The sequence below is a fragment of the Brumimicrobium aurantiacum genome (assembly GCF_003402975.1).
Taxonomy (GTDB): Bacteria; Bacteroidota; Bacteroidia; order Flavobacteriales_D; family Crocinitomicaceae; genus Brumimicrobium; species Brumimicrobium aurantiacum.
In genome coordinates, this window is record NZ_QURB01000001.1 from 687,638 (window position 1) to 710,984 (window position 23,347).

The 23,347-nt window shown below is 34.6% G+C and carries 19 protein-coding genes; 8 read left to right on the forward strand and 11 right to left on the reverse strand.

From position 1 onward, the window contains the following. Position 1: 1 nt before the first annotated feature. The 3 genes from DXU93_RS03015 to DXU93_RS03025 all read right to left on the reverse strand — a co-directional run bounded on the left by DXU93_RS03015 (position 2) and on the right by DXU93_RS03025 (position 4,598). On the reverse strand, positions 2–2,278 hold the full coding sequence (locus tag DXU93_RS03015) for a TonB-dependent receptor (protein WP_116879760.1): 2,277 nt from the start codon (positions 2,276–2,278) through the stop codon (positions 2–4). Positions 2,279–2,417: 139 nt separating this feature from the next. Further along, positions 2,418–3,329 (reverse strand): DUF6607 family protein, encoded by a 912-nt coding sequence (locus tag DXU93_RS03020; RefSeq protein ID WP_205679220.1) that lies wholly within the window; start codon positions 3,327–3,329, stop codon positions 2,418–2,420. Positions 3,330–3,347: 18 nt separating this feature from the next. Next, complete coding sequence (locus tag DXU93_RS03025; RefSeq protein ID WP_116879762.1) at positions 3,348–4,598, reverse strand: T9SS type A sorting domain-containing protein; 1,251 nt, start codon at positions 4,596–4,598, stop codon at positions 3,348–3,350. A gap of 426 nt (positions 4,599–5,024) precedes the next feature. Here DXU93_RS03025 and DXU93_RS03030 point away from each other — a divergent pair, with 426 nt between their 5' ends. The 5 genes from DXU93_RS03030 to DXU93_RS03050 all read left to right on the forward strand — a co-directional run bounded on the left by DXU93_RS03030 (position 5,025) and on the right by DXU93_RS03050 (position 10,291). Further along, positions 5,025–5,459: a RidA family protein gene (locus DXU93_RS03030; RefSeq protein ID WP_116879763.1), complete on the forward strand. Its 435-nt coding sequence runs from the start codon at positions 5,025–5,027 to the stop codon at positions 5,457–5,459. An 8-nt stretch (positions 5,460–5,467) separates the two neighbouring features. Continuing rightward, the gene (locus tag DXU93_RS03035; protein ID WP_116879764.1) at positions 5,468–6,052 is read left to right on the forward strand and encodes a DUF2892 domain-containing protein; all 585 of its coding nucleotides are present in this window, start codon (positions 5,468–5,470) and stop codon (positions 6,050–6,052) included. A 2-nt stretch (positions 6,053–6,054) separates the two neighbouring features. Further along, positions 6,055–6,534, forward strand: a complete 480-nt coding sequence (locus DXU93_RS03040; RefSeq protein WP_116879765.1) for a GAF domain-containing protein — start codon at positions 6,055–6,057, stop codon at positions 6,532–6,534. After that, positions 6,513–8,153: an Ig-like domain-containing protein gene (locus tag DXU93_RS03045; RefSeq protein ID WP_116879766.1), complete on the forward strand. Its 1,641-nt coding sequence runs from the start codon at positions 6,513–6,515 to the stop codon at positions 8,151–8,153. The genes DXU93_RS03040 and DXU93_RS03045 overlap by 22 nt, the downstream gene beginning before the upstream one ends. A 182-nt stretch (positions 8,154–8,335) precedes the next feature. After that, positions 8,336–10,291, forward strand: a complete 1,956-nt coding sequence (locus DXU93_RS03050; protein WP_116879767.1) for a tetratricopeptide repeat-containing sensor histidine kinase — start codon at positions 8,336–8,338, stop codon at positions 10,289–10,291. Positions 10,292–10,295: 4 nt separating this feature from the next. On the opposite strand, the gene DXU93_RS03055 is transcribed toward DXU93_RS03050, so the two are convergent. The 7 genes from DXU93_RS03055 to DXU93_RS03085 form a co-directional block, all read right to left on the reverse strand. Then, the gene (locus DXU93_RS03055) at positions 10,296–11,156 is read right to left on the reverse strand and encodes a fructosamine kinase family protein (RefSeq protein ID WP_116879768.1); all 861 of its coding nucleotides are present in this window, start codon (positions 11,154–11,156) and stop codon (positions 10,296–10,298) included. Between the two features lie 3 nt (positions 11,157–11,159). Beyond that, positions 11,160–11,723, reverse strand: coding sequence for an aminoacyl-tRNA hydrolase (gene pth, locus DXU93_RS03060; RefSeq protein WP_116879828.1), 564 nt, complete (start codon positions 11,721–11,723; stop codon positions 11,160–11,162). A 107-nt stretch (positions 11,724–11,830) separates the two neighbouring features. Further along, complete coding sequence (locus tag DXU93_RS03065) at positions 11,831–13,000, reverse strand: sigma-54-dependent transcriptional regulator (protein WP_116879769.1); 1,170 nt, start codon at positions 12,998–13,000, stop codon at positions 11,831–11,833. A gap of 164 nt (positions 13,001–13,164) precedes the next feature. After that, positions 13,165–14,094, reverse strand: coding sequence for an Omp28-related outer membrane protein (locus tag DXU93_RS03070; protein WP_116879770.1), 930 nt, complete (start codon positions 14,092–14,094; stop codon positions 13,165–13,167). An 11-nt stretch (positions 14,095–14,105) separates the two neighbouring features. Beyond that, a complete protein-coding gene (locus tag DXU93_RS03075) occupies positions 14,106–15,761 on the reverse strand; it encodes a DUF6029 family protein (RefSeq protein WP_116879771.1) in 1,656 nt (551 codons plus the stop codon). Between the two features lie 27 nt (positions 15,762–15,788). Then, positions 15,789–16,313 carry a TlpA family protein disulfide reductase gene (locus tag DXU93_RS03080; RefSeq protein WP_116879772.1) on the reverse strand — a complete coding sequence of 175 codons (525 nt, stop codon included), beginning with the start codon at positions 16,311–16,313 and terminating at the stop codon, positions 15,789–15,791. A gap of 219 nt (positions 16,314–16,532) precedes the next feature. Next, positions 16,533–18,551, reverse strand: a complete 2,019-nt coding sequence (locus DXU93_RS03085; RefSeq protein WP_116879773.1) for an Omp28-related outer membrane protein — start codon at positions 18,549–18,551, stop codon at positions 16,533–16,535. 368 nt (positions 18,552–18,919) lie between these two features. Between DXU93_RS03085 and DXU93_RS03090 the strand changes: the two genes are divergently transcribed. Continuing rightward, on the forward strand, positions 18,920–19,654 hold the full coding sequence (locus tag DXU93_RS03090; protein ID WP_116879774.1) for a T9SS type A sorting domain-containing protein: 735 nt from the start codon (positions 18,920–18,922) through the stop codon (positions 19,652–19,654). A 63-nt stretch (positions 19,655–19,717) separates the two neighbouring features. Here the strand turns inward: DXU93_RS03090 and DXU93_RS03095 are convergent, their stop codons facing one another. Next, positions 19,718–20,407, reverse strand: a complete 690-nt coding sequence (locus tag DXU93_RS03095; RefSeq protein WP_116879775.1) for an SIR2 family NAD-dependent protein deacylase — start codon at positions 20,405–20,407, stop codon at positions 19,718–19,720. Between the two features lie 80 nt (positions 20,408–20,487). On the opposite strand from DXU93_RS03095, the gene DXU93_RS03100 reads away from it, so the two are divergent. Together DXU93_RS03100 and ruvA are read left to right on the forward strand one after the other, a co-directional pair. After that, complete coding sequence (locus DXU93_RS03100) at positions 20,488–22,755, forward strand: NADP-dependent malic enzyme (RefSeq protein ID WP_116879829.1); 2,268 nt, start codon at positions 20,488–20,490, stop codon at positions 22,753–22,755. Between the two features lie 2 nt (positions 22,756–22,757). Further along, the gene (gene ruvA / locus DXU93_RS03105) at positions 22,758–23,333 is read left to right on the forward strand and encodes a Holliday junction branch migration protein RuvA (protein ID WP_116879776.1); all 576 of its coding nucleotides are present in this window, start codon (positions 22,758–22,760) and stop codon (positions 23,331–23,333) included. The last annotated feature ends 14 nt before the right edge of the window (positions 23,334–23,347 follow it).

Sequence of the window (23,347 nt, forward strand, 5' to 3'; positions counted from 1 at the left end):
ATTATTTAGAATTTAATTTTAATCTTAGTCCAACATGGTAAAGCCTTCCCATTCCTACGTTAACACCACTTGTGCTTACAGAATGTGCTCCTTGACCACTGGCGTTTCCTGCAACTGTTGTTACATCGAAAAGGTTTTTTACACCTACTGTGAATTTTAATTTATTTTTCCAAAACGACTTCGAAATCGTAATGTCTGAAGAATGATAGTCATTGATACGTGTTTCATAAAGTTCACCGTCAACATTTTTTTGAATGTTTGGTAGAACACCAGTGTATTTATAAAAAACGGCTGTTTGTAGTCCAATTTTCTTCCAATTGTATTGAAGGTTAAACTTTACTTCTGGAGAGAATAAAAAGTCAGTTGAACTATTATTTTCTTTCGCTAATTCATTGTAACGACCGATATAACCTACACCGACACCTGTAATTAAATTCTGATAATTAAGGTTACTTTCCGCTTGAACACCTGTAGTTGTGTACCTCTCCAAGTTGAAATAAGAGTACTCAGTTGTAGAAGCTTGAGCAAGGGTAATTAATTCGTGAATATCATTGTAGAAAAGAACTAATTTATTCTTTAATCTCAGTTTTTCTAGATTTATGTTCTGGTGTAAAGAGAAATTAAAATGGTTCGCATATTCAGCTTCTAGATCTGGATTTCCAACAATATTATGGTTAATGTCAACAAATACATAGTGTAATTCTTTGATTGAAGGTGATCTAAATCCTCTTGCGTAAGAAGCACGTAAACTGATGTTTTGTTTCTTTCTGTTAAAGAATTTGTATTTGATATTTAACGATGGTGTCAAAGGTGAAGTGTACTCACTATTGTATCCATATCTCAATCCAGGACGTATAGTCAAAGCTTGAATAGGAGAATATTCTGAAGTGGCATAAAGGGCATAATCTCCAATCGATTGTTGCTTGTCTAGAATTCTTTCTCCAGAGGCAATTTCATAAAGTATGTCGTATCCAATTTCATAATTGATCTTGGAACCTGGTTTGGCTTGAATTAATCGACCTCTAGCAATAAAACTATGAAATTGCGAAGTATCATGGTCTGAAGGGTTTCCAGAGATTATATCTGTAATCTCTGTTAAATCTCGGATTTTAGTGTTTTTCTTTCTAAAATATCCGTTGTAGGCAGCAATTAAAGACAATCGGTAGTTGTTTTCAAATCTGTATTGAAAATTTAGTCTTTGATTGACCCTATTGGTTTCGTAGTAATCGTCATACGCTGTTTGCTGATAAGGCGGACGTGGCATACCACGATTAATAATGTTTTCATTAAAAAACTGTCCACTGTAATTAAATAGTGTGTTTTTTCTGTTGTAACGGTAATTGATACCGCCAAATAATTGTTCCTTTGGATTCCATTGCATCACGCGTGAACTGTCAGCAATAGGATTTGCATCATAATAAAAAGGTGCATGATCTGGATTCCATCCATCGAAGAAATATCGACCTCCTTCTACACGAATTTGATGTTTTTTAATTTGCCAACCTAAGGAAAGTGTGTTGTTTACTTTACCACTGCTTTCTACATAATTGTTAGAATTAAGTTCAAATCGTTTTACTTGATTTTTCTTTGTGATTATATTGATGGTTCCTGCCAACGCATCAGTTCCGTATGTTACAGAAAGTGGTCCTTCAACTATTTCTATACGTTCAATACTTTCTAAGGGAATTTGAGATAAATCAATATTTCCATTTAATCGTCCGGTTAAAGGAACTCCATCCACAAGTATTTTTACGTTTTCACCACCAATTCCTTGTAATTGCATACTACTTCCCAATACGTTGTCTTCCGCTATACGAACATTCAACTCATTGGTAAGTACTCCTTTTAAATCTTGGGCGGCCATTGCTTCGATTTTCTGTCGATCAATGATTTTAATGTGGTGAACCGCATTTTCAACTAACTGGGATTTATATTGTGCTGTAATGGCTACTTCTTCAAATTGTTTTACTGAAGAAGCCAGGGCAATTGCTGTGTCTTTTGTTACAAGAATTGAAGATAGATGCTTTGTTTCATATCCCATAAATGAAACGGTCAAATCTACAGGCTTATTTTGTAATTCCTTGTTTACTTTTAATGCTCCATCAAGTGAAGTCCTGAAGTTGAAAACTTCTTCATTGTATTGAATGTCAATTCTTGCTCCAGGAATGGGTTGACTATCTTCAAGAGAAATTACCGTTATGGTTTGACCAACAACGAAAGTGGTAAAAAATAAGTGTAAAATGGATGTAAAGAAGATGTTTTTACAATTCGCTAACATGATGATCGTATTCTTTTTATAACAGTCAACCCCTGGCAATTTATTAAAAAAACCGTCCAGCCTGGGCCTTAATCAAGCCGGACGATTATATTTAATAAATTATGAATTAATTACTCAATTTAGGTGATTTGTGGTTGGGTTAAATGTTTGTAAAAGAGTTGATTACTGTTTCAATTTCTTTTTTTGCTTTGGCTTGGTCATAGTTGTCTCCTTCATATTTACCACCCAATGCAAATAGCTTTTGATACATTAATTGTTTATCAACTTTACGTTCTAATTTGATTTGATCGTTTGATTCAATTGTTTCGTTCCAAACATCGCGAACATCAGCCCAGAAATTGTGGTTTTCTTTCCACCAATCAATTGCTGGTTGACAGCCTTTATTACCACTTGTAAAAACCTCATGTCCTTTCTCCCAAGAAATCAATTGGTCTTTACCTTCGTCGTTACGGTAAATCTTTTGATTGTCTTGCTCTAAGTTCCATCCAGTTTCTGTGATTTCCATTCTGTTGTGACGACGTAACACATTGTAATCTCTTCTTACAGTCGCCTCTCTTCGTGGAAGTGGAGCATCAGCAACAGATTCCCAATAGTGTTTTCCATCAACATGTACCCATGTTCCATATCCTTGGTAACGTGGACTGTCATCTACTTGGTAAACACTTTGTGTCCATGTTCCTGCAGCATCTTTTTTAGAAATCTTATTTTTCTTCCATGTTCTGTCTTTGTCAAACATTAAAACTTCTCTGTTTTCGTATGCCCAGTCTTGACGCCAGTGTTTTACGATAAAAGTGTCATTTACTACCAAAATGTGTTGTAATGAAATAAAATCTGGCTCGTCTTCGATAGCAAAAACATATTCTGTTGCTTGAGAAGAGTAGTTGTCATACTTTACATAAGCTGTATCAGGAGAAAATGTTTCGGCGAAATCGAAGGTCACTGAATAGCAACCTTCCATTTCTAATATTGATTTTCTGTCTTGTTCTTTTTTGTCTTGTGCATAAATGAATGTGCTTGTTAAGGCAAGAGCACAAAGAAGTAACTTTTTCATAATTATTTTTTTTATTCTTTATTTGATAACTAATTTCTGAGTCATTGATTCGTTTCCTGAAACGATGTTTACGATATAAACTCCTGTTTCAAAACTGTCCACTGAAATGTTCTTCACTTCGAAGTTAGATGCTCCAACATACTCTTTAGAGAACATTAATTTTCCGTCAGTTCCTACAATTTGAACCTTAGCATTTTGAGCAGAAAGGTTGTTCAAGATGATAGAAACATTGTTTGTTGCTGGGTTAGGATAAACCAAAACCTCTGCTTTTTGAATTCCGTTTTCATCTAATGATACAGTTGACATTTTCTCCTTTGTGAAAATGAAGTTACCATCAGCGCTACCTCCAAATTCTGTTGGAACAATTTTCCAAATAGTTCCGGCAGCTGTTTTTGCGAAATAAACAACATCGTCTGCAATAACGTATGACATTGAAGCGAATTCAAATTCTTTCCAGTCTGAACCAATTGTACTTATGTCGTCTGTAAATGTTTGAGATCCCCAGTCATTAAATGCCGCAACATCTGTAACCCCATCAACTTGAACAACTTGAGTAGTTGGTCCTGCCAAAATTCCAGTCACATTATAAGCTGTTGGTACAAATCCTGTGTATTTACCAAAGTAAAGATCCCATTGGTCTAATGTTACTGGTTCATAATCTAAAGCAGTTTCGTTTTGAATAGAATAGTATCCAAATAATTTATCTGTGTAATCTGATTTTGTAACAGCTCCTTGTACTTCGTTTGTACCATCAAGGTTTGCGAAAGTAAAATTGTATGTTCCACTTGTCATGTCATCAATTCGTAACTTTCTATAAGATTGATCCATTAGTTTAATAATGAAAATAGAATCACCCGAAATAACATGTGTGTTTTGGTCATAAACTCCCCATCCAACATCCCAAGGATCATTTGTGTTAACGTTTTGGTCTAGCGCACCAACAAACCAAGAAGATTCACTGTTGTAAACCGGGTTCCAAGTTGAAAGTCCCGCAGTATCTACAGAAGCCCAATCGTTGATGTCTCCATTTGGGTAAGCATAAAGGGTAGTTCCAAATCCGTTATTTACACGGATAGAAGTACCAAAACCTGTCAAATCAAATGACAAATCCCAGTCAGCAGCCGTAGCTGTTCCTTGTACACCATTCTCTAGGCTATACCAAGTTTCATTGGTGTAACCCGCACCGATACTCACAGTGTCATCTGTTTGAGCTGATGTAAATTGACTACCCATTAAAAGTAGTGCTGTATAAAGTAAAGTTTTTTTCATCTTTGTTCTTATTTAGATTAAATACAAATAACTTTTGCAAATATACTTCCAACGTAAAGAAACCCCAATACCAAAAAGTGGGTATTCATTTGTTTGTAAGTCAAAATACCTAGTTTATGGTATTAGGTAAAAACAGTAAGATTTAATCAGAAATAGATATTTTGACTTAATTGTATGGCAATTAAACACCCATCTGAAGTTTAGAATTATTTAGAATTCATGTTTTTAATAAAAGTTTTAGAATAGTTTTCCTTGGAAAGGAATTTCTAATGCTTCAAACATATTTTTTAATTCTATTTATCGTTGTAAATTCCATTTGCTTTAATGTTGTTATGACATTTTATTGGACCTCGTCATTTTCCTTTTCAATAAATTTCATACAACCCACTTCAATTCCTTATATTTGTCGACTTAAAGAAATTGGATATGTCAAATCAAGAAAAATTTAGCACAAGCAACGCTCCAAAACCAGTAGGTTTATACCCACATGCAAGAAGAGCAGGAAATTTACTTTTCTTATCAGGAGTTGGGCCAAGAAAAGCGGGTTCTGATGACACAGATTCACATGTGCCAGGCTTAGAATTGGATAAAAATGGAAACTTTATCAAGTTCGATTTTGAAGCTCAATGTAGACAAGTATTCGACAATGTTCGTGCTATTTTAGAAGATGCTGGATCAAGTTGGGATCAGTTAATTGATGTTCAGGTTTTTCTTGTAAATATGAAAAGAGATTTTCATACTTATAATAAAATTTATGCGGAATACTTTAAAGAAAACCAACCGTGTAGAACAACAATTGAGATTTCTTCTCTGCCGACACCAATTGCTATTGAATTAAAATGTATTGCAACAATTGATTAATTAAAGTTATGATTGGATTTATTCTTAGAGTTATTATTGCCGCATCTGCATTGGCTTTTAATGTTTATTTATTTGCCACTGGATCTTGGGGTTGGGGAATCACAATGATTTTTCCTTTGGCCATTATCATGTTAACCTTCTGGCGAAATGAAAATGTAATTATTGCGCTTTATCAAATGCGTTTAGGAAAACAAGAAAAAGCATGGCAGGCCTTAAATAGAATTAAAGCACCTCAGTTTTTACCTAAAAAACAGCATGCTTATGTGATCTACCTTAAAGGAATGTTGGGACTACAACAAAATTTAGGATTTGCACAATGTGAGCAAATGATTCGTAAAGCCCTTTCAATGGGGTTGAGAACAAAACAGGATCAAGCGGTTGCAAATATGCAATTGGCAGGTATCTGCATGCAAACTGGACGTAAAAACGAAGCTAAAATGTTATTGTCTGAAGCGAAGAAATTAGATGACAAAAACATGTTGAAGGAACAGTTAACAACGATGAAAAAACAAATGGGAATGGTTGCATCTCGTAATCAAATGCGTCAAGCCCAAATGCACAGAGGAAGAAAAAAGACACCTCGTAAAAGATAATCATGGCGGAAAACCTCAATATTGTTAAAGGCTCGAAAGAAGAAAAGTACATTACTTTACTTCCTCAATTGAAAGCTTTGTGTGAAGGCGAAACAAATCGTGTGGCAAATTTGGCCAATGTTGCAGCGGCTATCAAACAAACTTTTAATTATTTCTGGGTTGGATTTTACATGATTGAGGACAATGAACTTGTTTTGGCTCCCTTCCAAGGTCCTATTGCCTGTACTCGCATCAAGAAGGGTAAAGGAGTGTGTGGAACCGCTTGGGAAAAAGCAGAAACTGTACGTGTTGACAATGTTGATGAGTATGAAAATCACATTGCTTGCAGTAGTTTGTCAAAATCTGAAATTGTGGTTCCATTAATTAAAAACAATGAAGTAATAGGTGTTTTTGACCTTGATCATGATGTAATTAACGCTTTTGATGAAGTAGATCAAAAATATTTAACCGAAATTTGTGCATGGCTCGTTTCAATTTTATAATTCTTCTTTTATCCATATATCTTGTTTCAGGTTGTGGACAAGTGGGTACAATTACCGGTGGACCCGTTGATGTTACTGCGCCTAGAGTTATTACAGATAAAGTACAACCTCCTAATGCCAGCACTGAAATTTACCCTGAGTCAATTCTAATTCCTTTCGACGAGTTTATTTCTTTTAATAAACCTGCTGAGAATATTCGCGTTACACCAGACGACGTGAAGTTGGATTACAAAATCAAAGGAAAATCTGTTGAATTAAAGGTAGAATCGGGTGAATGGAAGCCAAACACAACCTACACTATATACCTCAATCGTGCGGTGAAAGACATCACTGAGCAAAATGATTCAATCATTTCTTACGTTTTTTCAACAGGAGAATTTATCGATTCTTTGCAAACAGGTGTTCAGGTGAACGATGCCTATACTGGTAAACCTGTTACAGATGTGACGGTTGGATTGTTTACTGAACGTGTCAAAAGTGATACTTCGAAGATTGAGCCACGCTATTATGCATCAACGAATGATAAGGGGATAGCCATTTTCAGATACATTAAAGATACCACTTTTTATCTCTATGCTTTTGAAGATGAAAACTTAAATAATCGTATTGATGCGACAGAGAAAAGGGCTGCTTTGTTTGACCCTGTGAAATTGGATACCCTATTCGAAACTGGTCCTATTATCCGTTTAATGCCTACAAGAAATGAAGCGTTAACCATTCAATCGAATGAAGCTTTACCTACAGCAACTTGGGGAATTGGATTTAGTCGAGAATTACGAGAAAATGAGTCTTTCGAATTCCTACCCGTTGAACCATTACAGATTATATGGAACGAAGATAAAGATTCGTTGAGTGCTTTTTATGGTCAAACGGATCAATCTGGAGTGTTTTCTGGTATACTAAAAGCTGATGACAAAAATGATACGATTATTAAAAGGTTCTTCTTTAAGAATGAAGACGACTTGGCGCTTAAATTGACGGATAACATTATCAATAATTCTCTTTGGGCAAATGATACCCTAAAATTAAAATCTAATGAACCTTTTAAGTCTTTTGATCAATCAATGGTTAGCTTTAAAGCCATTGCTGAGGATGACACTGTTCAAAAGAAATTGGATTATGAACTTGTTGATATTTCTCCAATTGAAAAAGCACTTGTTTTTGATAAACGTAAAATAGATGAGGTGTTTTTAACCATTCCTCCTCACGCTGTAAGTGGAATAAACTATCCTTTGAAGGACAGTGTGGAAATTGATTTTTCTCCTCAAAAAGATAAGGAAACCGGGGTAATGATTGTTGAATTTGATACAATTCCAGAATACGGTATTTTAGTAGTAGAGAATAAAGAGCATAATTTTAAACAAGAATTGGTGTTTGATGGTGTAGAAAAAGTAAGCCATCGTATTGAATATTTACAGCCAGGAAGTTATTCATTCTATTATATTTACGATGAGAATAAAGATGGTGAATGGACAACTGGATCTATTTTTGATGGTGTAGAGGCAGAAAAAGTAGCTTGGTTTACAACAAAATCAACCATTAGAGCGAATTGGGAAGTGAAAACAGTTATTCCCATTAAGCTTGTAAAGAATGACGAAAAAGAGCAGTCAACAGAATAAAAATCTCCCCCCTTTATTTAGTTATCAAACCGTATTAAATGATTTAATTTGATAGTTGATTGCATTGAAGCTTTTTGTAATCAATTTATTTTTACTTTAGCATATCTTTATTGAAGGTCAAGTGAAATAAATCAGATCAAGAGGAAACACTCTTATTGTCTTTGATTTTTGTAAAACGAATCTTGAATAGAGAATACAGTTTCGCTGGAACTTTAACACTATCTTACTTTATGAACGCTTTGAAATCTATTTTTATATTTCTGATTTTTTGTTTTGTGTTCTTTGGCGCAAGCTTTGCCAAAGCCCATGATAGTTCTATAGAAGAGCTCAAGAAATTACATGAAAAAATCAACTATTTTAACACTGTTGAAAATCAAGACAGTATAAGGTACTATTTGAATATTGGTTTTAAAATTGCCCAAGAACAACACTTGAGATCAGATGATCCTAAAGATTTAAACGTTTATGTTGGTAAAATGTATTTTTTGCAAGGTATGCAGTGTTTTCGTGATAAAGACTTTGTGAAAGCTTTGTCTTATTACGAAAAGGCAACAATAATATTCAAGGAGAAAAACGAAAAAATTGATTTAGCACGATCTTTAAATAATAGTGCAGTGATTTATCTTAAAACAGTAAACCAAGCTAAATCTCTTGAAAGTCTACATGCTTCTACCTCTATTTTTATAGATTACAATGATTCAGTAGGAATAACACAAGGTTATATCAATATTTCAAAGATATATAGGGATCAAAATGACTTAAATCGTTCGAATGAGTATCTTCAAAAAGCACTGTGTTATGCAAGGAAAATGAATAATCCTGAATTACTTTCAACTGTTTTAAATGCTTATGCAGGAATTAAAAAAGAATTAGAAGATCAAGAGGGTGCGCTAAAATGTTATCAAGAGGCTTTGGAGGTCTCAAAGTTGACGAATCGACCTATGAAAACGGCACTTGTACTCAATAATATTGGTGCTATTTATAATAAATTAGGTGAAATAGAAAAAGCATTAATTCATTTAAATAAGGCGAATAAGATGTCCGTCAAATATGACTCTAAAATTGGTGTGGTTTATACTAATGTGAACATTGCAGAGAATTATTTATTAAGGAAAGATTTCAATCAAGCTTTAGTATTAGCAAATGAAGCCTATGCGTTGAGTAAGGAAATTCAAAATAGAGAAGCAGAATTAAAAGCCATCGAAGGTTTGATTGAAATTCTTAAAGCAAAGAATGAATGGAAACAGGTAGCAGAATACCAGAAAAAATTGATGGATTATCAAGATATTCGAGAGTCTCAAATTATGACTCAAATTTCACAAAATGAAACCATACGCTATAAATTAGAAACTGAGAAAGTGATTTCTGAAAGTAAACAATTGGAAGCTAAACTTATTCGTGAAAAAGAAAACCAGCAATTGATGTTTTATTATATCATCGTTTTAATTCTATTTATTGTACTATTCGTGTTCTCATTCATTATATTAATTCGTCTAAAAACGACTAAAGAAGTCAATAAAAATATCATAAAACAAAGTGAAGAGAGAAAACTACTACTTCAAGAAGTGCATCACCGTGTGAAAAATAACTTTCAGATTGTTTCAAGTATGTTGAGGCTTCAATCCTATAATTTTGATAATCCAGAACTTCAGGAAAATTTTGAAGAAGCTGTAAATAGAATTAACGCAATGGCAATTGTTCATGATGTAATCTATCGTCAGGAGAAATTTAAAGACATTGACGCCAAAATTTACCTTGAGAAACTGGTTCAAAACTTACATCAATTAGGAGATAGCCGTATCGATATTTCCATTGTTTCTGAAGAGATTCCATTTAAAATTGAGACTTTAATCAATCTTGGAATAGCGATTAATGAAATGATCACCAATTCATTCAAACATGCATTCAATAGTTCTATTGATCATCCTGAGATTCATATTTCTTTGAAGAGACTAGAGGAGAGTACTTTCGAATTAAAATACAAAGACAATGGAGTGGGTTTTGATGCCGGTAATTATGAATCTAATTTTGGAACTGAATTAATTGAAACAATTATTTCAAATTATGATGGTGAAGTTAACATTGGATCAGAAGGTCAATGGAACACTGTTTATAGATTAACTTTTAAAGAATTCTAAGCCCTTAATATTGTTGTATAACAGATTGAATTGATTGTAAATAACTACCTCCAAATAAGTTCAAATGAACAAGATTGGGATACAATTGGAAGATGGGTATTCTAAGTTCCCATTCTTTTTCTAAGGGAAAATTATCCTGATAGGATGCATAAAAAGAATTTGAAAATCCACCGAATAACTTTGTCATCGCAATATCCATTTCACGATGTCCAAAATAGATTGCTGGATCGTAAGCGATAGCTTCTTTATCGACGGTGATGAAGTAATTTCCACTCCACAAATCACCATGTAGTAAAGCGGGTTTCTCTTGCGGTATTATTTCATCAAGTCGCTGATACATCTTCTCAAATTGACGAGTATCATGAGAGTTCAGCAACCCTTGATCAAAAGCAATTTTAATTTGATTGTTTAATCTATTTTCAATGAAAAAATCAATCCAGCGGTCTTTTGGTGTGTTCACTTGAACTAAACTCCCGATATAATTATCTTCCTCCCATCCAAAACTATCCTCTGAATGTTGATGTTGCTGTGCTAATCTGGCTCCAAGATGACACTGACCTTCTGTATTATTCTCTCCTTCTTCAATAAACTCCATGACCAAAAACTGCTGATTGTCTTTAGTAAAATGAGTTTTGGGTTCTGGATATCTTAACCCTTCAATCTGTTGAAAATATTGAAGTGCTTTTGCTTCTTTTTCGAGCATGAATGGGAAGTTGCTTGCATTGTTTTGCTTTACTACCCAAAATTTTGATTCTGCTTGAATTAAATAAACTTTGTTGATGTCACCACCATGTAAATTTGAAATGAACTTTGGTGATGTTTCAAACTTACAAGCTTTTTGAATGGTATTTAAAACACCTTCCATTGCTTATTTGTTGTTCCAATTGGACATGGTTTGGTTTAATCCAATCGTAGAAAATCCTTTGATAAACTCTGTGGCAGTTTTAATGCGTTCCTCCATCATATCATTTTCTTCTGATGTCCATTCACCAAGAACATAATCAACTTGCTGACCTTTGCTGAATTCACTTCCAACTCCAAATCTTAAACGTGCGTATTTATTGGTGTTTAAGGTGGCTTGAATATCTTTTAACCCATTGTGTCCACCATCACTTCCTTTACCTTTCATCCTTAGTTTTCCGAATGGAAGCGCTAAATCATCCGTGATGATTAACAAGTTGTCAACACTGATTTTTTCCTTTTGCAGATAATAATTCACTGCTTTTCCACTCAAATTCATAAAAGTAGAAGGTTTTAACAATATGATTTGTCGACCTTTCCATTTTGCTTTGGCAACATCACCAAGCTTTATGGTTTCAAAATTCGCCTCACGTTCTTTTGCAAAAGCATCTACTACTTTAAAGCCAATGTTGTGGCGTGTGTTTTCATACTTCGCTCCTGGATTTCCTAAGCCTACAATTAAGTATTTCATTTCCGTTGGAATATTTTGTTCAGCCTTCTTTTTTTTACTGAATAATGATTTAAAAAACATGTGATTCTTTAATTTTAAGTGCTGTGCTCAAATTGCAAAATCATGAATTAACTTCTTGGATTAGAAAATGTATTTACATCAAAACCCGTAATCTCATGATCACATAAAATCACCATTCTTTCAATGATGTTTCTCAATTCACGAATGTTTCCAGACCATTTGGTGTTTTTAAGTGCTTCTAATGCATCTTCTGAAAACTTCTTACGTGGAATACCGTGCTCAGCACAAGTCATCGTTAAAAAATGCTCTGCTAACAAAGGAATGTCTTCTTCTCGTTCATTTAAAGTGGGTACATGAATTAATATTACACTTAATCGGTGATATAAATCTTCACGGAAATTACCTTCTTCAATTTCTTTACGTAAGTTTTTATTGGTTGCTGCAATTATTCGAGGATTAACCTTGATGTTCTTTTCTCCACCAACTCTCTGAATTACATTTTCTTGTAAGGCTCTCAATACCTTAGCTTGAGCAGATGCGCTCATGTCACCAATCTCATCTAAAAATAAGGTTCCATTCTTTGAAAGTTCAAACTTCCCTTTCTTTTGTTTTACGGCTGAGGTGAAGGCTCCTTTCTCATGTCCAAAAAGTTCACTTTCGATTAATTCTGCAGGAATAGCTGCACAATTTACTTCTATAAACGCTTCGTCCTTTCTTGGACTATTGTCATGTAATGAACGTGCGACTAATTCTTTACCTGTTCCATTCTCTCCTGTGACTAGAACACGTGCTTCACTTGGACCAACTTTTTCAATCATTTCTTTAATCTGAATGATGCGATCGGTTTCACCAATTATTGAAGAACCTTTAAAGCGTTGCACAGTCTTCTTTAAAACCTTTTTTTCTTCAACTAAATTATTCTTTTCATTGGCATTTCTAATGGTCACCAAAATTCGATTCAAATCAAGTGGTTTTTCTATAAAATCGAAAGCTCCCATTTTGATGGCTTCAACAGCTGTTTCAATATTACCATGTCCAGAGATCATAATTACGGGACTATCTACCTTTTCTTTTTGAAGGGCAGAAAGCACTTCCATTCCATCCATTTTCGGCATCTTAATATCACAAAATATTAAGTCAAAATACTGTGAAGTAGCCTTTTCAAGCCCTTCTTTTCCGTCCTCTGCTTCGTCGACTTCAAAGTCCTCAAATTCTAAAATTTCTTTTAGTGCTCTTCGTATACTTTTCTCGTCATCTATGATTAATATCTTACCCATTGAAGAATTATTAGTTTGTAACCAAAATTAATAAAGTTTTTCGAAATCGCTGAAGTGTTCGCCTTGGTAAGATGAAAATAACGATTGTATTACACTATTTATTCAAAATAAAAAACCCACATAAATTTTTATGTGGGCTTTGAAATTCTATAATGGAATTCAATTTATTCTATGGTTTGTTTGATAACTTGTAATATTTCATAAGTATCAACATCGTAAGTATAAATCAAAAAGTGCATGTTGTCCTTATCCAATTCTTGAGGTAGCACATACGAATAGTCAATAATTTTCTTTTCACCATTTGCAGCACTGGCGTCGAATGTTGTGATACCAAATGGATTATTGTCAATACTTCCTAAATGCTTGTCACGATGAACATAAAATTCATTATCGGAATTGTCCGGCATTAATTGCCAATCAACCAATGAATCTTGAATTACATAAACAACGGTCTTCATATCAATTGCTTCGTTGGTTTTCTTCTCCACTTCGACATGTAGATACCCTCCATTCGCGTAATCATAATAGTTAAATTCAGACTGTATGTTGACTTTTAAATCGTTTGTATTTAGAATATTATCGGTTCTACTTTCCCAAACTCCATAAAGTGAAAACATTTCGCCATTTCCTTTACTTCTGTTTACCGTTCCTTGAGGGTTTCCAAAGAATCCAAATCCACTTTCGAATTCTTCTCCATACGCTATTCCCTCAGGATTTGTATGATCGGTATAATATTTTGAGCTGTTTGGATATGCCTGTTGAAAGGACAAAGATCCTGGTCCCGAATGAATTGAAGCAACAAAAACTCTTCCAGGATTATTGCCGTAAATTTCATGCGCTTCATCAGCCGCAGTTGGGCAGTTGTTGCATTTGTGTCCTGTATAATCTTCTATTAAAACATTTACATCTGTGTTGGTGTTGGTGGAAAAAACTGGATATTCGTTTTCTAAATAATCACTCCAAGTACCATTGTATAATGTTGTGTCGATATCAATTGTAGCTACTTGTTCATAGGGGTTTTCAACTTTATCACAACTCGTCATGAGTAAAGAAGCCCCTAGCATTAAGTAGAAATATTTTTGTAAATTTTTCATAATAATAAATTTTAGAAACTATGAGTGAATGATACCGTTAACCCATTTGAAGATGGAACTTGTCTACAAATTCCTCCAACACAAAATAAACCTTCATTTTGTCGACCATAACCCACTTGTAGTCTTGTGGCACCCCAAATTTTACCAACTACAACCATTGGATAATGGATTTGATCTTCTTCAACAGGGTTTCCGTAGTTTGATTGTATCAAAGCACTAAAGAACCAATCAGGAGAAATGGTGTATTCTACTAAAAACGTAGCCCAATCCCCTCTGTCTTTATTATCTATTGTCCACAATCCTTGAAGTTCTGCGCGAATAGTGTTCTTACGGTTAATTTTATATTGAACATCTAAAACTCCAATGTGAGATTCAATAATTCCCTTGGCATCTGTTAATTTTAAAACATCATTGTTCATTGAAATGTTGAAATAACTTCCTTTCAATGTCCATTTTTTATTTAATTTTCTTTTGATGCTAACATTAAAATCTCGCCAATACAATTGGTCATCTGCATCAAATAATTTTGAGTCGTAAGCCACACGAGTAGAGTCTAAAGGATTTACATTAGAAGTGTTTTGAACAGGAGCGTATGCCGTTGAAAAGTTCAACGAAACATCTGTTCCATATTTTCCACCAAGTTTTGTCCCTCTTTTGATTTTGTAAATAACATCTGCCTGATACGCGACTTCACCATTTGGTTGTGAAGCATAAGGATATAATGTAGCTGCTAAATTATAAGTATGTGTTTTTGTTAATGCCGGAATAAATCCAATTGTAGCATCTTGTAATGCAGCCTCTCTGTCACTTCTGAAACTCATGTTGTCAATTGACTTTGCAGAAACAACTATCCCTAATCCTTTTTGAGAGTATCCAGCGTTTAATAATAACCCTTTACCATAATTGTAAATATATCCATTGTCTTGTGATGGATCTTGCTCTTTAATGATGTATTCACCATTTATGAAGAACTTTTTATACGCAACTTCCATACGTCCACCATATGCACCTGTGTTTTCTGGAAGAACAAGTTGTGTATTATTGTCTTCTTGGTATTTAGAAACAAATGAACCACCAGCAGAAACTCTAAAATTACTACTCGCTAACTTTGGAAACCATTGATTGAAGTTGATTTCAGCATCTGCACCTCTAACAATTCCATCCGTATAGACGTTGCTTCCTTCTGTAAAAGAAAAACGTTGTCGACCATAAACAGTTTTGATGGTTACCCCTTTGTATGGACGGAGATTCAAGCTTACTCCGTTCATCATGTTGTCAACACCGAGCGCTCTATCTTCGTATGAACGGAAAATTAGTCCTGAACCAAATTGTTCATAGAAATTCCCTACTGTAACATCTACCAAGTCATTTTCGTAACCAACATATCTATAACCTAAACCAGCTCCGTCAAAACGATCTGGATAACCTAGTATTGCTGGTAAATAGGCTTCAAGTCTCATTCCAGCTTTAAAACCACTGTTGCGGTAATTTACATTTACATATGAGTTAATTAAAGCTTTTTCATCAGGTTGTTCTGCATCAATTTTTTCATCATCTAGTAAATATTGAAATGTACTTTCCATATTACCTGAGATAGAACCTTGCGAAAGCACAGTTGAACCTAAACATAGTAACAATGAGCTAGCAAGTATTTTTGAAATTTTCATCGTAATTGAGTGAGTTAAATGTATGGTTTACTTTTCTTCTGTTAATTCTAACACGTGATCATAAAGTTCATACTCATCACCAGGAGCATAGTTGTTGTGAGAATATACGATTTTCCCATTTCCATCAATTAAAAATGTATGAGGAACATTGTTTACACCCATTGCTCTTTTGAAATCTCCATTTGGATCTAATAAAATTTCATATTCCCATGATTTTGAATCTACATAAGGAACAACACGACTAGCAGTTTTGTTATCATCAATTGAAACAGCAACTAATCTCACGCCTGTTTCATCTTGCCAATCAATATATAAATCATGGATAGTATTTAATTCTTTTTTACATGGAGTACACCAAGTCGCCCAAAATGAAATGATCATTGGTTTACCATCATTGTGTAATTTAGCTGTGTTGATGACATCACCTACTGTGTTCTTTAACTGAACTTCAGGGATTGATTTTTCTAATAGTCCTTTATCATTTCCTTGAGCAAATGAATTTGCTGTGAACATTAAGAATACCGTCGAAATTAATAGTGATAAATTTTTCATGTTTTATATTTTTAGTTTAGCCGAATATTAGCATACATCATACCAATAGTTCTGTAGTTCTCAAATATAGATACAAAAAGTGAAAATACGTTAAGAAATCATTAAGGACTATTGGAATCCAAAAAAAAGAGGGAGACGATTCTGTCTCCCTCTTTAATGTTATTTGTATCTAAAATTTGTTATTCAATTGTTGAGTAACAATCTTCTATCAAAATCAGATTATTTGATTACTGAGATACGTTTAGTTTGTTCTCCGTTTGCTGTTTGAACTTTTACAATGTACATTCCAGACTCTAAAGAAGAAACGTCTAATTGTGTAGATTGAACACCAGAAACGTTTCCTAAGTTATTTGAAGTTACAGTTTGTCCAACAGTATTCAAGATAGAAACTGATACGTCATTAGTGTTTGTTAATTCAAACTCTACGTTAACAACGTTTGAAGTTGGGTTTGGATAAACTTTCATGTCTGCTAATGGACTTACTTCTTTGTTAAGGTTTGCAACTAACCCATCAGAGATGTTAATATCATCAACGAATAAGTTGTTTCCATATCCAGAAGTTCCTTTAAATGCAACCATAACCTCTGACTCACCTTCGTAACTTGATAAGTCAACATAGTTACTTCTCCACTCAGTTACTGCAGGCCAGAAATTACTAGTTGCAGGAGATGCAGTGGCTAAATTTGAACCTTCTTCAGAATGAACTGTAGTCCATGTAGCACCACAGTCTGTAGAAACTAATACTTCAAGTTTGTCATTTTCAGCGCTATATTGTGCGTAAGCATGGTTAAATGTAACTCCATAATCAGAACCTGTACTAAAGTCTAACTTGTGGAATACAAGACTTGCCTCACCACCTGCTTCGATTCCAAAGAAGTTCCAGAATAAACTCTTTGTAGAGTTACCAAAACCTCCTAAATCATGTGTTAATCCATTAACATTTGCTTGACTAATTACGTGGAATGGGTGACCATCAGCGTTCTCAACAAGAGTGTTTGGAACTGCTGGAGCGTCTGGGTATCCAGGAACGTTTTCAAATCCTTCGTCATTAGTTGTACCAAAAGCTGCAGAAGGAATAATGTACATAGTTGAAGAAGCAGCAGTATTATTTCCTGTAACTAATTCAACATAAGATGAACCACTTATAACATTTACTTCATAGTTAATTACATTTTCACCCGCTGGTAAAGTAATTGAAGGGAAAGTAGTTGTTGTAGAAGCACCTGGTGCCAATGGAGTATTAACAGTTTGAGTAACCGCTGTACCACCATTAAGCATATAAGAAACCTCATAAGAGTTAATTGCATCTGATTCTTGGTTCGTAACTGTAATTTCTGGAGTAACTTGGTCTGAACAATAATCACTTGGTGAAGACATAGAAGTTGAAGCTTCAAGATCTGCCAAAGTTGATCCTGGAGGTATAATGTAGTCAATTGGTCCTTCAGCACCAGAAATAATATATTGGTTTCCTTCAGCGATATATGCTACGACTTCTAAATCACCTAATTCGTAACTAACTCCATTTAGATCAGCAGGAATAGTGTAAACATACTGACGTGTTTCTAATGTTCCTTGAGTCGTTGTTGAGATAACTTCACCCCATTGTCCTGTCAAAAAGTGACGTAACATGTGGTTGTGTTGGTAATTTCCATTTGGAAGAACTTGGTCCGGGTTGGCAGCCATTCCTGTTTGAGGTCCTTCAATACCACTTTGCAATAAAGCAACGTTTAAGTTGTTTGCTGCTGGCCCATCAGCTGTATAGTAAATTTCAACATCAACTGTAAGCTCTCTTGTAGCAACATCAATAGTTGACTCTAAAGCGATGTTTGCGTAAGATGTCTCATTTAAAACGTTTGAAGAGTATGTCGCCCAATCACCTCTACCAAGTGCTGTGTTTGAACCAGTAAAAACTTCTCTGTTTACTGTCCCTGATGGGTATCCTTGTAAACCTGATTGATTCGCTAATGCTGTCCCGAAAGGAGTTCTGAAGTCTGGATCTGAACCATTTGGTTGTGCATATCCTCCTGTATGTACGTTTACTAATACGACATCACCAGGATTTGCGTCCTTAATGTCCTGAGCCCTTTTGTGACCATCAGGACAATATGTACAGTATATACCTGTAAACTCTTCTAAGACAACATTTCTGTTTTCTTGTGTTTGACTCACTGGAAGCTGACCAAATAATGTGGAGGCAGTTAGTAAGGCTGCCGCCGTGCTAAATAATTGTTGTTTCATAATAATGTTTAATTTGTTTCTTTCAAATTTAGAGAATTTTAACGACCGTTCAATAAAAAACCGAACTCTATTTTGTTTAATTAAATCTAATTATTGCTTAATGATTTAATAATATTGAAGGGTTTGTTAATTTTGGCTTAATGTTTGGTAGTGTGCTTCGGCTGTGTTGAAATGCCTTTGTATCATTGGTTTTTTAATAGTTTTCTAAAATATTTTTTTATCAGAAAGCTATGCTTATTTATGGATGAATCTGACTTTTATTATTGTATTCCTAAGCGGGTTTAGTTTTTTTGATCTCTGATGATTTATTGGTTATTCACTCTATTTGTTCTATATTTACAGTACAAATACTAAAAAAATATATACATATGAAATTAACTTTACTTTTTATTACTAGTTTAATGTTGGCTGCAACTTCAGTGTTTGCACAAGATATTGAAATAGTAAGTGTAAACGATATGAACACTGATCTCAGCGGTACTTCAGTTGAAGCTGTTGGAGATGCCAACGGACAGCCCGTTTATTACGAGTTTAGAGTAATAAATAATAGTAGTTCGACTATTGAAGTGAAATATAAAAGAGAAAGAATCCTTAATAGCGGTTTGATAGACGCTATTTGTGATGAGCATTTCTGTATTGATGCAGACGATACTTATTCATGGACTACTCCACAATTAAATACGATTGAGTCAGGTGATAATGGTGTTTTTAAACCTCAAGTTTCTCCAAATGGAAGTGAGTTCTGTGGTGTTTATAAGTACTTTGTTGTGAATGATTCAGGTGATGAGTTAGATTCTATTACAGTCTTGTATAAATCAACAAATGCTGAATGTAACTTAGATGTTGCTCAACAAGAAACTAAATCAAAATTAGGTATTTACCCTAATCCAGCACAAAACTACGTGTCTTTTGATGGTGACTTAGTTGAAAATGGTGGAACTGTTGTGTTCTTGGACGCATTAGGAAAAGAAGTTAAGCGTTATGAGATTACTTCAAACAATTCTAAAGTTTCTGTTTCAGATTTGAAAAGAGGAATTTACTTTGTAAACGTATACGGACAAAATGGTTTGAAAAGCGATGTTCAACGTTTAGTAATCCAATAATTAAGAAATAAACCAAGCAATTTGTTTAATGTCCCTGATCTTTTTAAAAGGTCGGGGATTTTTTTATGCTAAAAGTTGGTTTACGAGTTGAACCACTCCTTTTGTCGCTGTTTCTTGGATTACATTAAAATATGAAGGGACATGAACTTCGTTAGGGTCAATTAAATAATAACTGGCGTCTACAGGTGCATATTCTATAATTCCTGCAGCTGGATAGACGTTTAATGATGTGCCAATAACAATTACAATATCGGCATTTTTAATATGTTGGACTGCTTTGTCTAACATTGGTACGGCTTCTCCAAACCATACTACATGTGGTCTAAGTTGATAGCCTTCCGGACATAAATCTCCCATTTTTACTTCCCAATTATCTTGTTTTAAAATGGTTTTTTCTGCGTTTGGACCAGAGCTTTTTACTTTGTTTAATTCTCCATGCAAATGTAAAACATTAGTGCTTCCACTACGTTCGTGAAGATTATCAACGTTTTGTGTGATGACTTCAACTTCATATTTGTTTTCTAATTCAGCAATTGCATAATGTGCTGCATTGGGCGATGCTTCATAACACTGTTTTCTTCTCATGTTATAGAAATCAGTAACCATTTTTGGATTTTTGTTCCATGCCTCTGGAGTAGCCACCTCTTCAATGTTGTATTTTTCCCATAAACCTCCATTATCCCTGAAAGTTCCGAGCCCTGATTCAGCACTAATTCCTGCTCCTGTAAAAACAATTATTCTTTCTTTTCCCATACTTTGAAGCTAAAATTCTTTTGATGTGTTGGTTTTTGTTAAATTTACGCCCTTGCAAAAGATTTACAAAAGAAAACATTATGGCTAAGATAAGAAAACAAGATGCACTTGACTATCATTCACAAGGTAAACCTGGAAAGATTGAAGTTATTCCAACAAAACCTTACAGTTCACAACGTGACTTGTCTTTGGCTTATTCACCTGGAGTAGCAGAACCGTGTTTAAAGATTGCTGAAAATCCTGAAGATGTATATAAATACACTGCCAAATCTAATTTAGTTGCCGTTATTTCTAATGGTACAGCTGTTTTAGGTCTTGGAGATATCGGTCCAGCAGCTTCAAAACCTGTTATGGAAGGAAAGGGATTGTTATTTAAGATTTTTGCAGATATTGATGTTTTTGACATTGAAGTTGACGCAAGTGATCCTGATTTGTTTATTCAAACGGTTAAAGCAATTGCTCCAACTTTTGGTGGAATAAACCTTGAAGATATTAAAGCACCAGAAGCTTTTGAAATCGAAGAAAGATTAAAAGCAGAACTGGATATTCCTGTAATGCACGATGATCAACACGGTACAGCAATTATTTCATCTGCTGGATTAATCAACGCATTAGAATTAGCAGGAAAGAAAATAGAAGATGTAAAAATAGTTGTTTCTGGAGCTGGAGCTTCAGCGATGAGTTGTGCAAAGTTGTACAATTCATTGGGAGCGAAAATGGAAAATATTTTCATGTTTGATAGTAAAGGTCTTCTAAGTAAAGACAGAGAAAACTTGACTGGAAATAAAGCGTTTTTTGCTCAACACCATGAAAAGACTTCAGATATTGCTACTGAATTGGTTGGTGCAGATGTACTTTTAGGACTTTCTAGAGGTGGAGTGGTATCAAAGGCAATGGTAAAATCTATGGCAGATAATCCAATTGTATTTGCGCTAGCAAACCCTGAACCAGAAATACCTTATAAAGATGCTATGGCCGCTCGTGAAGATGTGATTATGGCTACAGGTCGTTCAGATCATCCTAACCAGGTAAATAATGTACTTGGTTTCCCATTTATCTTTAGAGGTGCCTTGGATGTTCGTGCTAAATCGATTAATGAAGAAATGAAATTGGCTGCAGTATATGCTATTTCAGAATTGGCGAAAGAAACTGTTCCTGAGGAGGTGAGTGAAGCCTACGGAGAAAGAAGTATTTCTTTTGGTCGTGAAAACTTTATTCCAAAACCATTAGATCCACGTTTGATTTATCATGTGGCACCGGCTGTTGCAAGAGCAGCAATGGAATCTGGTGTAGCAAGAGCGCCAATTGAAGATTGGGATGCTTATGAAGCAAACCTGAAAAGACGATTAGGAATTGATAATAAGCTGGTAAGAACAATTACAGAGAAAGCGGAGAAAAACCCGAAACGTGTTGTTTTTGCAGAAGCAGATAACTATAGCATTCTAAAAGCAGCTCAAACGGCTTATGAGGAAGGAGTAGTTATTCCAATTCTTTTAGGTAGAAAGGAAAAGGTAATGTCCATGATTGAAGAATACAATATGGAATTGCCAGACGTTGAAATTTTAGATCCGAAAGGAGAGGAAGAAAAAGAACGTTTATTGCGTTATGCAGATGAGTTTTTCGAATTAAGAAAAAGAAAAGGATTCACAGCATATGAAGCAACCAAAATTATGAGAGAACGTAATTACTTTGGTGCAATGATGGTTCAATCTGGGGATGCTGACGCAATGATTTCTGGAGCAACACGTAAGTACAGCGATGTGCTAAGACCTGCTTTACAAGTTGTAGGAACTCAGAAAGATGTTGATCGAGTTGCAGGAATGTATGTTTTGATCACTAAACGCGGTCCAATTTTCTTAGCAGATACAACGGTTAACTTTAACCCTTCAGCGGAAGAAATTGCAGACATGACTCACCATATTGCTAAAACAGTGCGTAAGTTTAAAGTCAATCCTAAAATTGCTTTATTGTCTTACTCAAATTATGGTTCAGCAGAAGGAGCAGATGCTAAGAAGATGGCAAAAGCTGTTGAAATTATTCACGATAAGTACCCAACACTATCAGCAGATGGAGAGGTTCAAGCGAATTTCGCGTTGAATAATGAATTAATGAACGAGAAGTTCCCATTCTCTGAATTGGCAAATAAAGAAGTGAATACTTTTATTTTCCCAAATCTTTCTTCTGGAAATATTGCATATAAATTATTGCAAGAAATGACAGATGCCGAGGCGATTGGACCAGTGTTGGTTGGATTGAGGAAGTCAATTCATGTATTGCAACTCGGAGCTTCAGTTAGGGAAATTGTAAATATGGTAAAAGTTGCTGTAGTGGACGCTCAAAATAAATAAGTATGATTACATATTTAAATGGAAGGCTTGTAGAAAAATCTCCAACTGTTTTAGTTGTAGAATGTGGAGGAATAGGATATGAAGTTAAAATCTCTTTAAATACTTATTCATCGATAGGCAGTGAAGAGTCAATTAAGATCTTTACACAATTTGTTGTCCGAGAAGACGCTCAAATTTTATATGGTTTTAAAGATATTGAAGAAAGAGAAATGTTCAATTTCTTAGTCTCTGTATCTGGAATTGGACCAAATACTGCCATTTTGATGCTCTCAGGACTTTCTCCTTCTGAAATAGCCCATGCAATAACTTCTGAAGATGTAAACACTATCAAGGGAGTGAAAGGGATTGGGAATAAAACCGCGCAGCGAGTGATTGTTGATTTGAAGGATAAAATGTTAAAATTCGAGGTTTCTGATGAGAATGTTTCGTCTTCAAACAATACACTACGATTTGATGCGTTAACTGCATTGGTTTCACTTGGTTTCGATAAGAAAACTGCAGAAAAAGCCATAAATAAAGTAATGAATGAACAAAGTTCCGTAGAACTTTTAATCAAAGATGCATTGAAGGTGCTCTAATGGGAATATCCAAC

Bases quoted from the DNA above. Each gene is read 5' to 3' on its own strand.
- DXU93_RS03015 (WP_116879760.1), bottom strand. From the start codon at position 2,278: ATGTTAGCGAATTGTAAAAACATCTTCTTTACATCCATTTTACACTTA.
- DXU93_RS03080 (WP_116879772.1), bottom strand. From the start codon at position 16,313: ATGAAAAATTTATCACTATTAATTTCGACGGTATTCTTAATGTTCACA.
- DXU93_RS03035 (WP_116879764.1), top strand. From the start codon at position 5,468: ATGATTGGATTTATTCTTAGAGTTATTATTGCCGCATCTGCATTGGCT.
- DXU93_RS03095 (WP_116879775.1), bottom strand. From the start codon at position 20,407: ATGGGAAAAGAAAGAATAATTGTTTTTACAGGAGCAGGAATTAGTGCT.
- DXU93_RS03040 (WP_116879765.1), top strand. From the start codon at position 6,055: ATGGCGGAAAACCTCAATATTGTTAAAGGCTCGAAAGAAGAAAAGTAC.
- ruvA (WP_116879776.1), top strand. From the start codon at position 22,758: ATGATTACATATTTAAATGGAAGGCTTGTAGAAAAATCTCCAACTGTT.
- DXU93_RS03045 (WP_116879766.1), top strand. From the start codon at position 6,513: ATGGCTCGTTTCAATTTTATAATTCTTCTTTTATCCATATATCTTGTT.
- DXU93_RS03085 (WP_116879773.1), bottom strand. From the start codon at position 18,551: ATGAAACAACAATTATTTAGCACGGCGGCAGCCTTACTAACTGCCTCC.
- DXU93_RS03025 (WP_116879762.1), bottom strand. From the start codon at position 4,598: ATGAAAAAAACTTTACTTTATACAGCACTACTTTTAATGGGTAGTCAA.
- DXU93_RS03075 (WP_116879771.1), bottom strand. From the start codon at position 15,761: ATGAAAATTTCAAAAATACTTGCTAGCTCATTGTTACTATGTTTAGGT.
- DXU93_RS03020 (WP_205679220.1), bottom strand. From the start codon at position 3,329: ATGAAAAAGTTACTTCTTTGTGCTCTTGCCTTAACAAGCACATTCATT.
- DXU93_RS03100 (WP_116879829.1), top strand. From the start codon at position 20,488: ATGGCTAAGATAAGAAAACAAGATGCACTTGACTATCATTCACAAGGT.
- DXU93_RS03065 (WP_116879769.1), bottom strand. From the start codon at position 13,000: ATGGGTAAGATATTAATCATAGATGACGAGAAAAGTATACGAAGAGCA.
- DXU93_RS03070 (WP_116879770.1), bottom strand. From the start codon at position 14,094: ATGAAAAATTTACAAAAATATTTCTACTTAATGCTAGGGGCTTCTTTA.
- DXU93_RS03055 (WP_116879768.1), bottom strand. From the start codon at position 11,156: ATGGAAGGTGTTTTAAATACCATTCAAAAAGCTTGTAAGTTTGAAACA.
- DXU93_RS03030 (WP_116879763.1), top strand. From the start codon at position 5,025: ATGTCAAATCAAGAAAAATTTAGCACAAGCAACGCTCCAAAACCAGTA.
- pth (WP_116879828.1), bottom strand. From the start codon at position 11,723: ATGAAATACTTAATTGTAGGCTTAGGAAATCCAGGAGCGAAGTATGAA.
- DXU93_RS03090 (WP_116879774.1), top strand. From the start codon at position 18,920: ATGAAATTAACTTTACTTTTTATTACTAGTTTAATGTTGGCTGCAACT.